Origin of the sequence: Psychrobacter piechaudii (genome assembly GCF_900162825.1) — a bacterium.
GTDB classification, from domain to species: domain Bacteria; phylum Pseudomonadota; class Gammaproteobacteria; order Pseudomonadales; family Moraxellaceae; genus Psychrobacter; species Psychrobacter piechaudii.
Genome location: NZ_FUGE01000208.1, coordinates 21,538 through 37,382 on the forward strand (window position 1 = coordinate 21,538; position 15,845 = coordinate 37,382).

General features: G+C 38.6%; 11 protein-coding genes and 2 tRNA genes. 8 read left to right on the forward strand and 5 right to left on the reverse strand.

Annotated features, from left to right (window positions below; translation table 11 throughout):
* Window positions 1-9 precede the first annotated feature (9 nt).
* Window positions 10-423, reverse strand: a complete 414-nt coding sequence (locus A1019T_RS11095) for a hypothetical protein (RefSeq protein WP_077451685.1) — start codon at window positions 421-423, stop codon at window positions 10-12.
* 377 nt (window positions 424-800) lie between these two features.
* The gene (locus tag A1019T_RS13280; RefSeq protein ID WP_167366867.1) at window positions 801-968 is read right to left on the reverse strand and encodes a hypothetical protein; all 168 of its coding nucleotides are present in this window, start codon (window positions 966-968) and stop codon (window positions 801-803) included.
* An 11-nt stretch (window positions 969-979) separates the two neighbouring features.
* On the opposite strand from A1019T_RS13280, the gene A1019T_RS11100 reads away from it, so the two are divergent.
* Window positions 980-1,204 (forward strand): hypothetical protein, encoded by a 225-nt coding sequence (locus tag A1019T_RS11100; RefSeq protein ID WP_244156647.1) that lies wholly within the window; start codon window positions 980-982, stop codon window positions 1,202-1,204.
* A 9-nt stretch (window positions 1,205-1,213) separates the two neighbouring features.
* Here the strand turns inward: A1019T_RS11100 and A1019T_RS11105 are convergent, their stop codons facing one another.
* Entirely contained in the window at window positions 1,214-2,149 is a 936-nt protein-coding gene (locus A1019T_RS11105; RefSeq protein WP_077451686.1) for a lantibiotic ABC transporter permease, read from the reverse strand.
* 392 nt (window positions 2,150-2,541) lie between these two features.
* Between A1019T_RS11105 and A1019T_RS11110 the strand changes: the two genes are divergently transcribed.
* From A1019T_RS11110 to A1019T_RS11130, 5 genes are all read left to right on the forward strand, one after another.
* Window positions 2,542-2,617, forward strand: a tRNA-Val gene (locus A1019T_RS11110).
* 39 nt (window positions 2,618-2,656) lie between these two features.
* A tRNA-Asp gene (locus A1019T_RS11115) sits at window positions 2,657-2,733 on the forward strand.
* A 579-nt stretch (window positions 2,734-3,312) separates the two neighbouring features.
* Window positions 3,313-4,344, forward strand: a complete 1,032-nt coding sequence (locus A1019T_RS13430) for a hypothetical protein (RefSeq protein WP_208608072.1) — start codon at window positions 3,313-3,315, stop codon at window positions 4,342-4,344.
* A 92-nt stretch (window positions 4,345-4,436) separates the two neighbouring features.
* Window positions 4,437-6,299 carry a leucine-rich repeat domain-containing protein gene (locus A1019T_RS11125; protein WP_167366868.1) on the forward strand — a complete coding sequence of 621 codons (1,863 nt, stop codon included), beginning with the start codon at window positions 4,437-4,439 and terminating at the stop codon, window positions 6,297-6,299.
* Between the two features lie 42 nt (window positions 6,300-6,341).
* A complete protein-coding gene (locus A1019T_RS11130; protein ID WP_077451688.1) occupies window positions 6,342-6,902 on the forward strand; it encodes a hypothetical protein in 561 nt (186 codons plus the stop codon).
* A gap of 86 nt (window positions 6,903-6,988) precedes the next feature.
* Here A1019T_RS11130 and A1019T_RS11135 read toward each other — a convergent pair whose 3' ends face one another.
* Window positions 6,989-10,513, reverse strand: a complete 3,525-nt coding sequence (locus A1019T_RS11135; RefSeq protein ID WP_077451689.1) for a TM0106 family RecB-like putative nuclease — start codon at window positions 10,511-10,513, stop codon at window positions 6,989-6,991.
* A gap of 89 nt (window positions 10,514-10,602) precedes the next feature.
* Window positions 10,603-11,130 (reverse strand): molybdenum cofactor biosynthesis protein MoaE, encoded by a 528-nt coding sequence (locus A1019T_RS11140; RefSeq protein WP_077451690.1) that lies wholly within the window; start codon window positions 11,128-11,130, stop codon window positions 10,603-10,605.
* A gap of 306 nt (window positions 11,131-11,436) precedes the next feature.
* Between A1019T_RS11140 and A1019T_RS11145 the strand changes: the two genes are divergently transcribed.
* Window positions 11,437-13,275, forward strand: coding sequence for a DUF262 domain-containing protein (locus A1019T_RS11145; RefSeq protein ID WP_077451691.1), 1,839 nt, complete (start codon window positions 11,437-11,439; stop codon window positions 13,273-13,275).
* 2 nt (window positions 13,276-13,277) lie between these two features.
* On the forward strand, window positions 13,278-15,830 hold the full coding sequence (locus tag A1019T_RS11150) for a DUF262 domain-containing protein (protein WP_077451692.1): 2,553 nt from the start codon (window positions 13,278-13,280) through the stop codon (window positions 15,828-15,830).
* Window positions 15,831-15,845: the final 15 nt, after the last annotated feature.

The following is a 15,845-nucleotide window of genomic DNA, read 5'->3' on the forward strand; positions in this document are numbered from 1 at the left end:
TGTAGCTACCTACCGAGATAAAGACTCATAAGCATTACACCCTAATGCCTCAAACTCGGCTTTAGTAAAGTACTCAACACTTGGTAAAAACTCTCCTAACACCTCTTTTTCGTCTCCAGGTACTGAAGTATTCTGGATAGCATTCTCAAAATCATCAGCAGGAAGCATATGTCTCATAAGTAATAGCCCATCCGTTTCATGATCTTGTCTACCAGGAACAATAGAAAAACCATCGCCTTTTTCTGACCAAGGTAGGAAGCCTACGCCACATTCATCAGTAGCATTAGCTGGACGATCTGAGGGCAAACTAGTAGCAATGGTATAGTAACCATCTGGATTAATAGTGACTTGCTCATCGTATAAACAACCCGTTACTAGCCTCGGGAGGGTTAGGATTTGGAGTAGCACCAATTGTATCTTCATTATCGTCACCACAAGCTGTCAACAATCCAAGGCTAACAATCATGGTACTGGTTAAGGTAAGTCTTTTAAGATTGAGCATAAGTACTCCTGTTCATCATAGTTACATCCTTGTTTAGCATTACACTAAATACCGACTACCGTAATGAATCTAACAGGATTATTACTTATTCAATAGATGCATTCGAGTCAATTAAATGTAGCTACTATGTCTATTCGGGTCATATGTTAATTACTGCATATTAGTTGTTAAAAAAGCCATCTAACCAATAGGTAGATGGCTTGCTTTATATTAGATATCTTTATTTATAGTTTTAGTATCAATCTACTTTGTAATCTCTCTCACTAGCCGCATCATCTTTACCTGTCTAAGGATGAGCTCAATCGTAACGATCATATTTTTCACTGACCATCTCGTAAGTTGTAGAGGCACCAAAACTAGTATAATGATTAATATCATTGATCGTCGGACCGAGCTGCTTGACCAACCCTACTTGCAATACGTTGCTATTGATATACTTATCAATATTACTATGCTTAACGCCCATTCCCTTAGGCTTTGGCTACTCCAGTTTTGCCACCTACTTATGACAATGCCTATATCGAATCTGAAGGCGACGCTATGGATGTAGATGGTGGGGTTTATGAAAATGGTACTATCAATATGTATAACGTCGGCAACAATTACTCTGTAACCCGCTATACCCTTAACACCCAAGGCAAGGTAATTAAAAAGAAAGTCTTCTCAGACTGGTATGAAGCACAAGAAGATCTTTATCGTTAAGGCCACGCTCTATCTACTTTCATGCAAATGCGCGTTTTGCTTATGATGCTTGACCATATATTTGCCAAGCAGTGGTAAGCAAAACGCCGGTAATTGAAACGCACCCAGTAAAGGCAGGAACATGGCGCCCATAAACGGAACGGTAATGGTATAAGCCAGTAATACATTACGCCCACCACATACTATGGCTGCGACAATGGCATTTTCATAACCAAAACGACGATAAATAAAGTAAGCGCTGAAATAAAAGAACAATGCCAATACAGAGCTAAGCGCTAATAATGACAGCGCTTGCCATATATCTTGATCAAAGGTCTCACGAAACCCTGCCATGAGCCCTAGGGGAAATAAAAGCAGCAGTAAAATATTAAACTGTGCAACTTTTGGATAATAACGAGAGAGAACATCAGGGGCAATGAAGCAACGTGCGGCAACGGCTAAAACCATTGGCATAATTATATATATCACTAAACGTTTGATATAAGTCGCCAAATCTAAATGGGCATTTTTATCACCAAACAGCCACAATACACCCAATAAAGTACAAGGCATAACCAGCGTTGCAGCGATGGTTTTTGCCATGGCCAGCTGCGCATCAAACCCTACCGCATTGACCAGAGCTCCACTCCCAAACAAAGGCGCTGTGGCACCAAGCCCCGCAATTGCCAGTAATAAGTCACCACGCACACCAAAGGCATAACTGATTAACACTAAAACCAGGCTCATGCCCGCACTTTGCAACACTGCAAAGCCCCACACATACTTTGTCACAATGCGCTTTAATAGTGCATATTGATCAATACCCAGTAAAGTAAAGAACATTAAGAAGAACAGCACTTCGGGTAAATACGCCAATACGGCATTGGATAAGTCTGGAAAAACAAAGCCCACAACTGCGCAAAGTGGCATGATTAAGGTGCTATGACGCGCAATAAAACGAAGCATGGCCTTTCCTAAAACTTATTTTGATCAACGCTTATTTAGCCTAATAACTGTGTCTTGAGAAGCAAAACAGCCATAGCGTCTAAATAACCCTTATTTTTCAAACGCTATGTTATACCGTTATTCTCGATGAGTTACAAATATTATAGTACCCGCTAGTCTATTTAAGGGGTTAAACGGGATAGACTCTGCCTATATTCTTACTCTTAGATAAAAATTGAAAAATATATTTGACACATAGGAAATTATGTATATAATACGCATCTACATTCAGAGGACATAGTGATGAAGCTAAGTTCTTTAATGTAGAGCAAAAGAGTAAGCTCATAGAATTTTCGGTATATGAAAATTCTCTTGCACTCGGATGAAGCAGTGCTTCATTTATTCCTCGCTCAGGGTGATTAGCTCAGTTGGTAGAGCGTCTGCCTTACACGCAGAATGTCGGCAGTTCGAGCCTGTCATCACCCACCACTACTTTAGAAAGTGGTTAAATATTCTAAAGCGACCTAAGCAGCGGTAGTTCAGTTGGTTAGAATACCGGCCTGTCACGCCGGGGGTCGCGGGTTCGAGTCCCGTCCGCTGCGCCATATTTTAAAACTTAGTTTTAGAACAAAGTTTCAACCTCAAGTATTTAATGCTTGAGGTTTTTTTGTGCCTGTTGGTTTTATACTTACCCCTTCTCATCCCTTTATTCATATAGCTTCATCGCAGTGTTAAAACTTCAGATAAGCCCTTCCCGATTTTAATTTAGTAAGCACTTGCTTGTACCTAGTCTAGAGAATTGTTATTAATCAATTCTAATTACTAGTTAAGACAATCTACGGTGACCAATTGCATTGTGACCAAATGGTGACCATTTTGTGACCTTATTAATATACAAGGGAAGATGAATCCACTAGCCAAGATTTAGTCTCATTCTTTCCCTAGGTCTATATTTTTACGAAACATAGAGTTATCTTATTTTCACACTTTACACTCTTGCTTTTTTTCCATAAATTAGAAACGTCATTAAGTGTCGCTTACAACCAATACCACTATTGTATTATTTCTTAGTTCAAGTAATATTAACTTTGTTGAAATCTATATTAACAAGAAGATGCAAACAAAGATGTGTCCAAGATAATATCGTTTTCTCCAACTTAAAAATATATACAAGGAGAATCATCATGATTGAAATTAGTATCGACGGTAATGCAGCAGAAGGTACTGCAGGTAGAATCAAATATGAAGCCTACAAATACTTCAAAGACAATAAAATTAGTATGAAGGATTATGCGCATCAAATTGAAAATGATTCCTGGCTTTCTGAAGAAGAAAAAATAGTAATACCTGAAGAGTTTGACTTCGGTGCAGATGGTCTACATGAGTGTTATGATCTATGGAGCTACGGTGGTCCACGCCTTGATGATGAAAGCTATATGACAGTGCTGGATGATGATTCGGAAACTCTATGGGAAAGCAATTTAGATCTTGAAGTACTAAAAAATGCTGGCGTTACTCTTATCAAAAAAAAATCATCTGATGATGTTTTAGCAAGTCTTGAGCCTGGTGAAGCCGCTGTCTATGGTTCGAGGTATGAAGAAGGAAATGTTTTTAAAGCAGAAGTAGAAGAAGCCATTGATTTCGACCCTTCAAAACTGACTATCTATTATCATGAGGATGATGAGGGTGTATGTTATGCATCAGAGATTATCTATGAAGACTTCGATGTAAGTAATGACTGGGGTGGCGGAACAGTTTGGGGAAGCTTTTACTCACTTTTTGCTAATGAAGCCGATGAAACGAATAAAACAGATGACTCATCTACCTCGACTGCTTTAGATAATGAAAACTCTGTTGAAATTACCGAACCTTCCATGGTTATTCGTATCAGCCAAGCTTATCGCGAAGATGTGACTCCTCAAGAGCTTTATGACGTAACACGTAGTGCTTGGAAAGTTAACTTAGACCGAGCCAATACTATCGATTATGCTTTTGCTGTATATAAGGGCGAAATTAAAGAAGTCTATAAAGTAGCGGGATGGCACGAAGCAGGCACAACTTTTGTACCCGTACGAGAAGATATTATTGGTTCTGGTCGCTTTGAGTTCGTTGGGACAGTTGCTGAAGACGCTATTAGAGACAAATATCTTAATAAGTCAGTCAAACACATGTTCAAGAAAGGTGCGGTTATTCCTACCATGTATGTTAACTGCTAGAAATAAGACAGTTAAAGTCTGAAAGCACTCAACATTGGATGAGTGCTTTCTATGCTGAAAATAACATAGACTATATAAAAGGTGATGAAATAATGACTAATAATAAAAACGCTGAACCTTGGATGCAAGAGCTTTGGAACCTAGCTGATAAATTCCAAATATCTGATGATGTTATTCCTCGCGATGCAGTAGCTTTAGAACAACTAAATGAGTTAAAACTAGAAGATCTAGACGCTGAGGCCTTTGAACTAATTAAGTTAATCTCAAAACTACCCAATCTAAAAATTCTCGACTTAAGTGGTTATAGAGGCGAATATCTACCAGATGAGATTGCGGAACTAACCTCTCTCGAACAGCTAATATTAAAATATTCGTCACTAGAGAGCCTACCTAATAAAATCTACGAGCTAAAAAATTTATCCGTTCTGAGTTTAACCGAAAACTATGAACTTGATTCTCTGCCTGAGGGTATCTCTAGGCTTAAGAGTCTTAAGTCCATAGATCTATCTGCGTGTGATGAGCTTCAAGGTTTTCCAGACGGTTTTTTTCAACTTACGCAGTTAGAGGAGCTACTACTTGATAGTACTGAGCTTTACTCAGATGAAATAGGTTCATTAAAGAAATTGAAAAAGCTATCTCTTTCAGGAGATCTATACGAAATTCCTGTCTGGATATTCGATTTAAAAGAACTTACTGAGCTGTGTTTAAATGAGGTAGCCCTATCAGAGATACCTTCAGAAATTGGTGAGCTCACAAAGTTAGAGTATTTAGACTTAGGATTCAACGAACGTATAACTAAGCTACCTGACAGCTTCGGTAACTTAACCAATCTAAAGCACCTCTCGCTAACTTGCTGTAGCTTACAAAGCCTCCCAGAAAGCTTTGTTAATTTAACCCAGTTAGAAAAGCTAGAGCTAGGTCCTAGCGACATGAACACCTTAGAACACCTATCACCAGAGGTCAGTAAATTCCTAACTCAGCTGGGTGATGTGGTTACTGGATGGGAACCTAGTACCGATGAGCAACATAATACCAAAGCTGATGATAATCAGCCTCAGGTACCCGATGATGTCAAAGATTATGTTGACCTAAATGACATAGATAGTGACGCGCTAGTACAACAGGTAATAGATACTTTAGATCAAATTATAGATAGTAATAAAGCACGCATACAGGAAGGAGACTTCGAAGTAAGACCAGGCTATGGTTATGATAAATTTTATTTAGACTGGATCGATGGGTCTTATGATATGAGCCTTCAAAGCCTGATTCATTATATTATGTATGAAGATGGTATCTATAATAAGATATTAAACACCAGTCAATATACAAGAATTTTGCACCTCATTGATGACAATCCTGAGGCGATTTTTAGTGCTGATGAATCTCTCGATGACAACTACAGCCTATTACAGTACGAATTCTTAGATAATCTCTTCTATAACCCCATTCAGTTTGTAGGCAAAAGGCTGAGCGAATTAGGTTGTGATGTATCACAAGCATTTGCTGATTACCTAGAAGATGACTTTTACGATGAAGACTACGAATCAGAAACTGAAGATGACTCATCCAATATAGCTACTTATGACTCTTTTGAAATAACGGAACCTGCGCTGATTATTCGTATCAATCTAGAAGACTCAGACAATATTAGTGCGCAAGACCTGTACAACACTACTCGCAGTGCATGGAGAATTAATCTAGAGCGTGCGAATAACGTAGAGTATGTATTATCAGTTCACCAAGGTATTGTAAAGGAGGTCTATAAAGTATCTGGGTGGTATGATGCGGGAACTACTTTTATGCCAAAACGTGAAGACATTATAGGTTCTGGGCGCTATGAATTCGTTGGGACAGTAGCTGAAGATGCTATTAGAGATAAGTATCTGAATGCATCGGTTAAGCATTTGTTTAAAAAAGGAAATGCCCAGCCTGTCATGTACTTTAACTGCTAGGCTAGCAAATCCACTGTTTACACTCAAAAAAAGGAGGTTTCTATGTCTAGTCTTTTTTCAAAAATTGCGGGCATCTTTGGCAAGTCAGAACCTAAAGAGGAGTCTAGCCAACACACAGCGCCAGAAGCTACCACAGCCAATGATGCTGTAAAAGCTGAGCCACTAACTGCATCGGACAATATTGATGATACTGATGATGTGAATATTGAAAATAGCGGCGACTCGGAAAATATAGATAATTTAGATATCACAGAGCCTGCTCTACTGATTCGTATTAGCCGTGCTTATGATACAAATATGACTGAGCAAGAGCTATACGACATTACTCGTAGTAGCTGGAAGGTAAATTACGATCGTGTAAAAAATGTAGAGTACGCATTTTCGATCTATCAAGGTCAGATATTAGAAGTATATAAGGTTGCAGGCTGGTATGGTGCAGGCACCACCTTCGCTGAACGTAATGAAGACGCCTTAGCCTCTGGTCGATTTGAATTTGTTGGTACTATTGCTGAGGATAGTGTGAGAGATAAGTACATTAATAAGTCAGCAAAACACCTGTTCAAGCCAGGTAACGCATCCCCCGTTATGTATTTGAACTGCTAAACGCTTATACCTTCATAGGTTTAAAAAATTAGCGTATGACTTGTTAAAACTAAAGCCCCACATAATTAGATGTGGGGCTTTAGTTTTTATAAATTGGCAACCTGCATAACAGCATTATATAAATTAACCTTTCTCAACTGCTCTACACTGTTAGCCGCAGTGTCTCCTAAATCAGGCGAGCCAACCACTATAGCTAGTATCTGCGCTCGGGATAGTGCGACATTCAATCGGTTTTTATTAAATAAAAAATCAATGCCACGAGGCGATTCATTAGCATCACTTGCACACATACTTAAAAAGACAATTGGCGCTTCTTGACCTTGAAACTTATCAACACTTCCTACCCTAGCATCTGGTCCCAATGCAGCTTTTAATTTACTGACTTGATGGTTATATGGAGCGACAAATAGCATATCGCTCCAACCAATTGAACGTATGACTGGCAAACCTTCTGCTGTCATTTCACCTGTAGCAAATTGTCTAGCCAGCATCTTATTAGCCATGTCTACAATTACCGCAACCTCTTCATCAGAGGCTTGTGTGTTGCCTTGATGCTCTACAGGCATAAAGACTATACCGGCATGAATATGATCAATATCGGCTAATCTATCATTAGTCCGCTGAGTGGGTGGCAGAAGGTATCTATTATCATTATCAGCATTTGATCTTAGTTTGCCTGCATAGATATTCGAGCTTATGAAGTCATTTACCTTGCTGTGCATACGGTAGGTCGTATCTAAAAAGACACCCATATCTGCATCAATTGTTGGTGTGTCATGCAACATATAATCAAGTACAGACAAACCGCTTTCAGCAGGGTGCGTACCTTGCGAGGGCTGTCCTAATTGCATCTGGTCGCCCATCAATACTAAGTTTTTAGCACATCTGCTCATCGCTACTAGGTTAGCTGTAGATACCTGCCCTGCCTCATCAATAAATAGATAGTCAAAACCGCCACTTAGCTCATCACGGCAAAAGCCCCATGCGGTCGTACCAAATACGCAAGGGCCCACTAGGCTATCAAAAATCTGATTATTTTCTATTTGATTAATATCGAAGCGTTTAAACTCATCATCCGTCTCTCTAGAGCAATAAAAGCTTGCGACAATCCCTTGTTGCTGACAATACTTGGCGGTACTTAGTAATAAGTTGTTAATGGCTTTATGGCTATTGCTTGAAATGCCAACCTTTGAGCCATCTCTTAATAGCTCTGCAATCACTCGTGAGCCTGTGTAAGTTTTACCTGCCCCAGGTGGACCTTGAATCGTAAGGTAGCTGTTATCGAGCCGCTTAACGATATCTATTACCTGATTTAGCCGAATCTCTGGATTATCTGCTGTAATAAGATCTCCGCCGCTATGACCTTTGATACGAGGGTGGCTCCGTAGTAGAAAGTCTATTACTGCACTCTTTCGAGTAGACAGCCTACCTTGCTCATAATCACTGATTATCTGAGCCAAAGCCTGCTCTACTACTTTAGTTGGTACAAACTCGTCGGGTATCAAGGTGATAAGTCTTGGTGGCTCTACTCCTGATTTGACAACGATAATCCCATTATCTAAATCGCTGTCTTTAGCATCCAACTCCACCTTGACAGGACTGCCCTGATCACACACCACACCTAATAGATAGAAACTCCCGTTTGAACCTTTGAATTCTTGTTGTGTATTAAACCGATATTCATAACTAAGATTTCTTGCTCTTGGCGTTGATTTAAAAGGCTCACGTTCTGTACGCTCGCATAATGCCAAACAGTCCAAATCATCAAAAAGCTCTGTTTCATCTGCTCCTAAGCGATCAAACAGTCGCCAATACATAGGTTTTAACTCACGGCGATGAAACTCCAGCATCCACGCTAAGTTTTCAGTGAGTCTTGCTTTTGCTTCATCCTGCGTCTTTTGTTTAGATGCTTGCTCTAGCAACCTATCTCGCAGCTTAATAAGCTCTGTAACTTCTTCTGAGGGCTCAGGCTCAACCGTATCAGTATCAGTTTTGCCTAAATAGCTGATGTTATGCGCTGCTTGCTGTTCTCGCAACCAGTCTACGAGCTCTTGTGTGGAATTACAGTCATCAATGTTATAGTCGCGAATGCTATTTAAAATCTCGGACGTCTGCCATGTATCACCCTCGTCTCCAGTGCTATTTAAGGAGCGCCAGTTTTCATACACCACAATGGAGTCACCACCAGAGCCTACTTCTGTATCTCGTTTATCACGATACAGTAGCTCCACATTTTTTATAGAGTATCGCGGCTCTCCAATTCTTATACCACCTTTCACAACCTTGTATAGGTCGACAAACACTTCATTTCTAAGCAGTTGATCGACTTCATGTTCACATACCCCATAACGACCCATCAATTTACGGCACGCAGTAATCTCATAGCTGGCATAATGGTAGATATGCATACTCGGATCTTGTAACCACCGAGCATATACCCAGTTTATAAAGTCCTGAAAACACTGTTTTTCTTGTTCTGGGTTATGTGCCCAAAAGTCTTTAAACTGTCTATTTCCTTGCTCATCAAAATAGGTATTGCCCCATAAGTATTCTAGCCCGCCCTCATCAAGCGGATACCCCTCTATATCAAAGAACACGTCCATCGGTGAATGCGGCGGTAATAATGCAAGCCCTATCTTTTCACCTTCCTCATGCCTCAGTACTTCAAACTCAGGTCTTACACTTATCTGCGAAGACTCTTTGTTTTGTGTAGCTTGCTCAAGCTTCTCTCGGCTTTTTAGCTGTATCGAGGCTTGCTGCTTTAGTCTGTCTAGAACACTTGGCTGAATATCTTTGATATGGGTTAATTGTGTTTGCGCTAGTTGCTTGAGCGTATATACCCCTGCATTATTGAGCTTTTTGATCTGCGATCTTGTGATATTAGCGACTTGGAATAAGTGGTCTTTCTCAAGCAATAGCTGCTGTGCATAACCAGACCAATTGCCCCAACTGCTTGAATCAGCCGGATCTGGTTGGTTATTGGGATTGAAGCTCTGGTGGAAGTCTAAAAACTTACGTTTTAGATTTAGGTAGTAGCAATAGAACTCATTAACTCTAAAATGTTCTATCTGCCCATTACCCAAAGCGACTTTAATATAGGTAGGCAGCACGCCCTGTATCGACTCAAGCATTTGGGCATAGCAGCACAGCTGTACAATGAATGTTGGCTTAACCTGACTTGCCAGCTTGGTATCCCAAATCTCATAATGCCAATTTCCTAAGCGACTTGGCGCCTCGCCAGCTTGATGCTCTACTTTGACCAAGAAATCGGCATAACCTGCAAACTGATCCTTCTCAAGCCTTGCCTGAAAAATAACCTCAAAGCCCTCCTGCATAGCAGCAATCGTTTGAGCGTACCTCTCATGTTGACTTGCAGTATCATCAATAACCTTTAAATGTTTACCTTGATCAATAAAGAACTGCTTGAGTTTATCTTCATGAGCATAGCCTTTGTTTTGTAAAAAGGTACTTAGCTCATCATCCTCATCTTGCGCAGGCGCTTTGTCGGGGTACTCAAGCTTAAATCGATTCATCCAGGATGCAAAAGGACTTTGCATGAACGTCATCAAATCAGACGGAGAAAACTGTATCTGGTTACCATTTCTTCTCATAACAATTCCTTTTTACCTTTCTAAAGGGTCCTACCGGTTTTCTGTTATATTTTTATTAGGGATTAATTCGGATTATAACCATTACACTATTAACGATTAACTTGTAGCCACTCCGGTACATCCTGTTTATCAAAATCATAACGCCACAAACAAAGCTGTTTTTCCAACGTCTCTCTTATCCATTGACTTGCTTCATCAGCAACTTCTTTGGACTCAGCTGTCACACCTACCCATAACCTGATGTCTTCAACATCTAAAAAACCTACTCGATGAACCGCGACCACATCCTCTATGGCATACCGCCTCTTAGCTTCGGCTATCACGCCCCAACCTTGATGCGTTACAAAGGTCGGATATCCATAATAATAGGCAATCTCATTAGGCGGGCAGGATTCAGGCTTAATACTCAGGCTATGAGTTGAGAACGCTTTATCTCCGTGCTTGCCAACCAAGTTTTGAATAACAGCCGGTTCTATACTCTGCTCTATTAATGCAAACCCAAGCTCTTTAATATGCTGATAAGCCATATCTAAATCATACGGCATAGCATTAGGATGTAAATCTGGCTGTGGTGAAGCATCACGTGCAAAGTCAGGCTGGAATGTGAATGTTGGCATGTGGCTACTATACTCAATAAGCTTGGGTAATTAACTGGCTATGACTGATTATTACTTATTTAATAGATTATTAGAACAGCTTCATAAAAATTTACGACAGTTAATGTCGCGCACCCCTTTTCATATCTGCTAATATTGGTGATAATTGTAATAGGCTCGTATTACGTCTATCCTTTTTTGATATAGATGCAGAGATTGAAAGTATTAAAAAACAGGCTAGTGAAAACCAGAGCCATTAAACAAAGCATGATGCAACAGCTATTAACCGTAAAGTGCGGTTAGTGGATTAATTTTATAAGGAATAGTATGCAAGACAATCAATTGGTGATGAAACCAATAAGCGATTTATTAGATAATCAGTTTTTTATACCAGCTTATCAGAGGGGCTACCGCTGGACTAAACGTCAAGTAATCGACCTGCTAAATGACCTAAAAGAGTTTCAACAAAAAGCTAAAAAGCCCGAGTTCTATTGCCTACAACCAATAGTCGTCAAAAAAAATGATGATAAATGGGAGGTTGTAGATGGTCAACAACGTTTAACCACAATTTATATTATTTTACATTATCTAGGAGAATTATTTCCTAAGATAATTAAGTCATGCTATCAGTTAAGCTATGAGACAAGAGCAGATTCTGAAGCTTTTTTAAAAAACTTAGATGATAATCTTGCAGAAGATAATATTGATTATTTCCATATTAGTAATGCAAAAACAACTATTGAACAATGGTTTGACAATGAAGATCCTATGCTACCCTTCAAACTCACTCAAACATTGTTGAATAGTGATGATACAGAAGATCCTAAAGTCAAGTTTATCTGGTATGAGCTGGGCGAACATGAAAATGCTACCGATGTGTTTACTCGTTTAAACATGGGTAAAATCCCATTGGTTAATGCAGAACTTGTCAAAGCATTATTCCTAAAATCCAGTAACTTCGAACACAACGTTAATGAGAGTAATGAGAACAAAAGCATCATTGCTGATTTAGAACAAGTAAGGATATCGCAAGAATGGGATTCAATCGAAAAGAGTCTACAAAATGACGCTTTTTGGTATTTCTTAAGCAAAGATGATAAGAAAGACAATCGTATAGAGTTTGTCTTAGATCTTAGAGCCACACAGCTTGGTTCCGATCATAATATTATCGCTAGTGACAAGCTTAGAACCTTTTTACAATTCAGTTCATGGCTTGAAAATCACAATGTTAATGTCAGTGATGAATGGCTTGAAATTAAAAAAGTATTTATGGTTCTCGAAGAGTGGTTTAACGATCGCTCACTTTATCATTTGATTGGCTATTTGATCCATCAAGGCCACGATATCAAAGATATATTCAAAACTAGAGATGACAGTGTCAGTAAAAGTGATTTTAAAACCAAACTCCTTGATAAAATAATCCAACTAGTGTTTTTTGACTCTAAAAATCCCACTCAACCTTTTGAAGAACTTGAAAATAGTATCGAGACACTCCTATCCTCTCTCAGTTATGAGACTATTAAACAGCATAATCAGATACGTGGCGTCCTATTGCTTTTTAATATAGTTAGTTTACTGAACAATCCTAAATCAAATGCGAGATTTCAGTTTGAGCGCTACAAATTAGATAAATGGGATATTGAGCATATTAGGTCAGTTGCTTCTGATATGCCAAAAACTCAAGATACGCAAAAAAAATGGCTTGAACAAGTTGCTGCTTATATTTCAGACGGCGATGTTATTGAACAAGAAAAGCACTTATCAGATGAACAGCTTACCGAAGCACAGCTCATCAAAGAACAAGCGACTAGCCTGAATAGAACTTCGTTCAAGTACTCTCAGTTTGAAGAGTTATATCAGCGTGTCACCCAGTTTTATAACCCTAATAGTAATGATGAAGTAGATAACTCTATAGGTAATTTAACTTTGCTTGATAGCGGTACCAATCGTAGCTATAAGAATGCTATTTTCCCTATTAAAAGAAAAAGCATTATTCAGCTCGATAAACAAGCCACCTATGTCCCTTTATGCACTAAGAATGTGTTCTTAAAGTATTACAGCAAAAACGTAGATAAAATGCTGTTTTGGGAAAGCAAAGATAGTTCAGACTATCAACAGGCAATGATAGACACATTTATTGATTTTTTCTGTATCAAGGGAGCTTAATTATGGATAAGGGTAAAAAAATAACTTTTAGTGAATTATTTCAAAGAGTCGAGCGTGTCGAAATCCCAATTATCCAACGTGACTACGCTCAAGGCAGAGAAGATCAACATGAAGTTAGAAACATGTTTTTAGACGCCCTCTTTACTGCACTCACAACAAATCGTGCCATATCGGATCAATCTTTAGACTTAGATTTCATCTATGGAAGTGTAGAGTCTGATAAGTCCTTTTCAGTACTTGATGGGCAACAAAGATTAACGACTTTGTTTTTACTGCATTGGTTTTTGGCAGTAAAAGAAAGCTATACGTCTGAGTTCAGGAAGCAATTTACACTTAACAACAAGTCTAGATTTAGTTATAAAACCCGCCCAAGCTCAACAGAGTTTTTTGATGCTTTGACCTCGGATACAGATTTTGAAGAAAAATTCAATCAATCCAAAAGTTCAAATAATTCAAATAATTCAAAGATAAGTGCGCTCATCAGCGATTGTAAATGGTTCTTTTCTTCCTGGAAACTAGATCCTACCGTTCAAGCTTGCTTAAATATGCTAGATGCCATTCAAGATAAGTTCTCAAGCTATGATGATGGGCTATATCAAAGACTCACTGAGACAAAAACGCCTTATATAACCTTTCAGTTTCTACAGTTAGAATCATTCGGTTTAACTGATGATCTATACATTAAAATGAATGCTCGAGGTAAGCCTCTTACTGCGTTCGAGCATTTTAAAGCCAAGCTTGAGCAAATTATAAAGTCCTATAAAACCGATTGGCCTATCTATCAATTAGATATTAAAGGCTTTAATAACACACCGGTAGATGGTTATAGCTACTTCGTTCATAAGATTGATACTGATTGGGCAGACCTATTTTGGCCATATCGAAACTTAGCTTCAGAAGATAATACTTATGATGATGAGCTAATGAATTTCATTCGTTTGATCATCTTGTATCAATATTTGTTAGATAATAAAGAGGTTAGCAAAGATAACTTATCATTATTGATGGGGAGTGGCTCTAAGCTTCTTCCTAGCACAATTTCTCAATATGAAAGCCTGAATTGCTTAAATCAAAACCTCATTATACGTCTGATTAATCTATTTGATTTACTGCATAACTCTGATGCTGGTCAAGGTATTAGAATATATTGGGGTGAGAATAAATACTTTAACGAATCAGATATTTTCAAAAAGATTTTAATTAATGACACCAGCTATATTGATAAGCTCAGGTTCTTCGCTTTTTATTCTTATTTATCCAAACACTCATCTGATTTGGATAGCGACAAGCTATTTCACTGGTCGCGCGTAATATATAATCTGACTGAGAATACAATCGTAGATAGTACAGATGACTTCCATCGTGCATTAACTTCCATTGAGTCCCTCATTCATACCAACGACTCAATCTTAGATATTCTTATTTCTCCTATTAATATTACTGGCTTTTTAGGAGATCAAATCCTTGAAGAAAAGATTAAAGCCCACCTTATATTGAAATCAGATGACTGGAAAAACACAATCCTACATGCTGAAAACCATCCCTTCTTTAAGGGTCAAATAGGTTGTCTACTCAACTTCTCTGATATTCTTGAGTATTATCGCAATAATAATGATTGCAATTGGGACACCTCTCAAGATAATGACTTAATGGATAACTTTAAAAAATACGATCGATCTCTAGGTTCTGTCTTTAACCAAATATCTACTAGCTCTGCAGCCATAGACTATTTATGGGAGAGAGCAACCCTGACTAAAGGTATCTATTTTACTAAAAAGACATGGTATGACCGTTACAACTTACTCAGTACGCGACTATTCAAAAACAATATCAATCGTGATCATAGCTGGAAAAGATTGTTACGGATTGGCTCTGAAACAATGGAGACAAGACAATCTCACGTAAAAGCTGTTCTAGATGATGCCAATTTTGATGCTGATAATATTAGAGCATCACTACAGAATATTTGTGATGTGGCTTTGGCTAATAATGAATTTGATAAATGGCGTGAATATCTCATACGATATCCTCAGATTTTTGAATACTGCGAGCAAGGGTTTATTGAAATTCATAAGATTGAAGCTAATAAGATAGAAGTCTTATTATTATCACAGTCTCAGCGTAATCATTATCATAGCGAGCTTTACACATTCGTATTAAAGATTCAGCTAAAAGATAAGCTTAAAGAACTTCTACCCTTCTCTGATTTAAAATATCAAGAAGTTAAGTCCACTCATGAGCAAGCCTCTCTCAAGATAACAGGTTGGCATTATGCAGGTAATGATTACTCGTTTGAAACTATCAAGTCTCCAGGCAACTTCATAGTCCGGTTTAAGAATGACTCCTCAAACGATTACCCTCAAAAAGTTGCGGATGTGCTTGAGAGCAATGGGTTTCAGCTTCAACACGCACCTACCCAGGACAAAGATACCAGAGACGAATATACAGACGATGAAACAACGCACTACGAGAATAAGTCATTAACATCGGTAGATGACGTGATTAGTCAACTCACTCGAACTTGTCATTCATTAAGGGATCTATCACATGAGTAACAGCATCTGCATCGA

Bases quoted from the DNA above. Each gene is read 5' to 3' on its own strand.
- A1019T_RS11105 (WP_077451686.1), bottom strand. From the start codon at position 2,149: ATGCTTCGTTTTATTGCGCGTCATAGCACCTTAATCATGCCACTTTGC.
- A1019T_RS11125 (WP_167366868.1), top strand. From the start codon at position 4,437: ATGACTAATAATAAAAACGCTGAACCTTGGATGCAAGAGCTTTGGAAC.
- A1019T_RS11095 (WP_077451685.1), bottom strand. From the start codon at position 423: ATGAAGATACAATTGGTGCTACTCCAAATCCTAACCCTCCCGAGGCTA.
- A1019T_RS11145 (WP_077451691.1), top strand. From the start codon at position 11,437: ATGCAAGACAATCAATTGGTGATGAAACCAATAAGCGATTTATTAGAT.
- A1019T_RS11140 (WP_077451690.1), bottom strand. From the start codon at position 11,130: ATGCCAACATTCACATTCCAGCCTGACTTTGCACGTGATGCTTCACCA.
- A1019T_RS13280 (WP_167366867.1), bottom strand. From the start codon at position 968: ATGGGCGTTAAGCATAGTAATATTGATAAGTATATCAATAGCAACGTA.
- A1019T_RS11135 (WP_077451689.1), bottom strand. From the start codon at position 10,513: ATGAGAAGAAATGGTAACCAGATACAGTTTTCTCCGTCTGATTTGATG.
- A1019T_RS13430 (WP_208608072.1), top strand. From the start codon at position 3,313: ATGATTGAAATTAGTATCGACGGTAATGCAGCAGAAGGTACTGCAGGT.
- A1019T_RS11150 (WP_077451692.1), top strand. From the start codon at position 13,278: ATGGATAAGGGTAAAAAAATAACTTTTAGTGAATTATTTCAAAGAGTC.
- A1019T_RS11130 (WP_077451688.1), top strand. From the start codon at position 6,342: ATGTCTAGTCTTTTTTCAAAAATTGCGGGCATCTTTGGCAAGTCAGAA.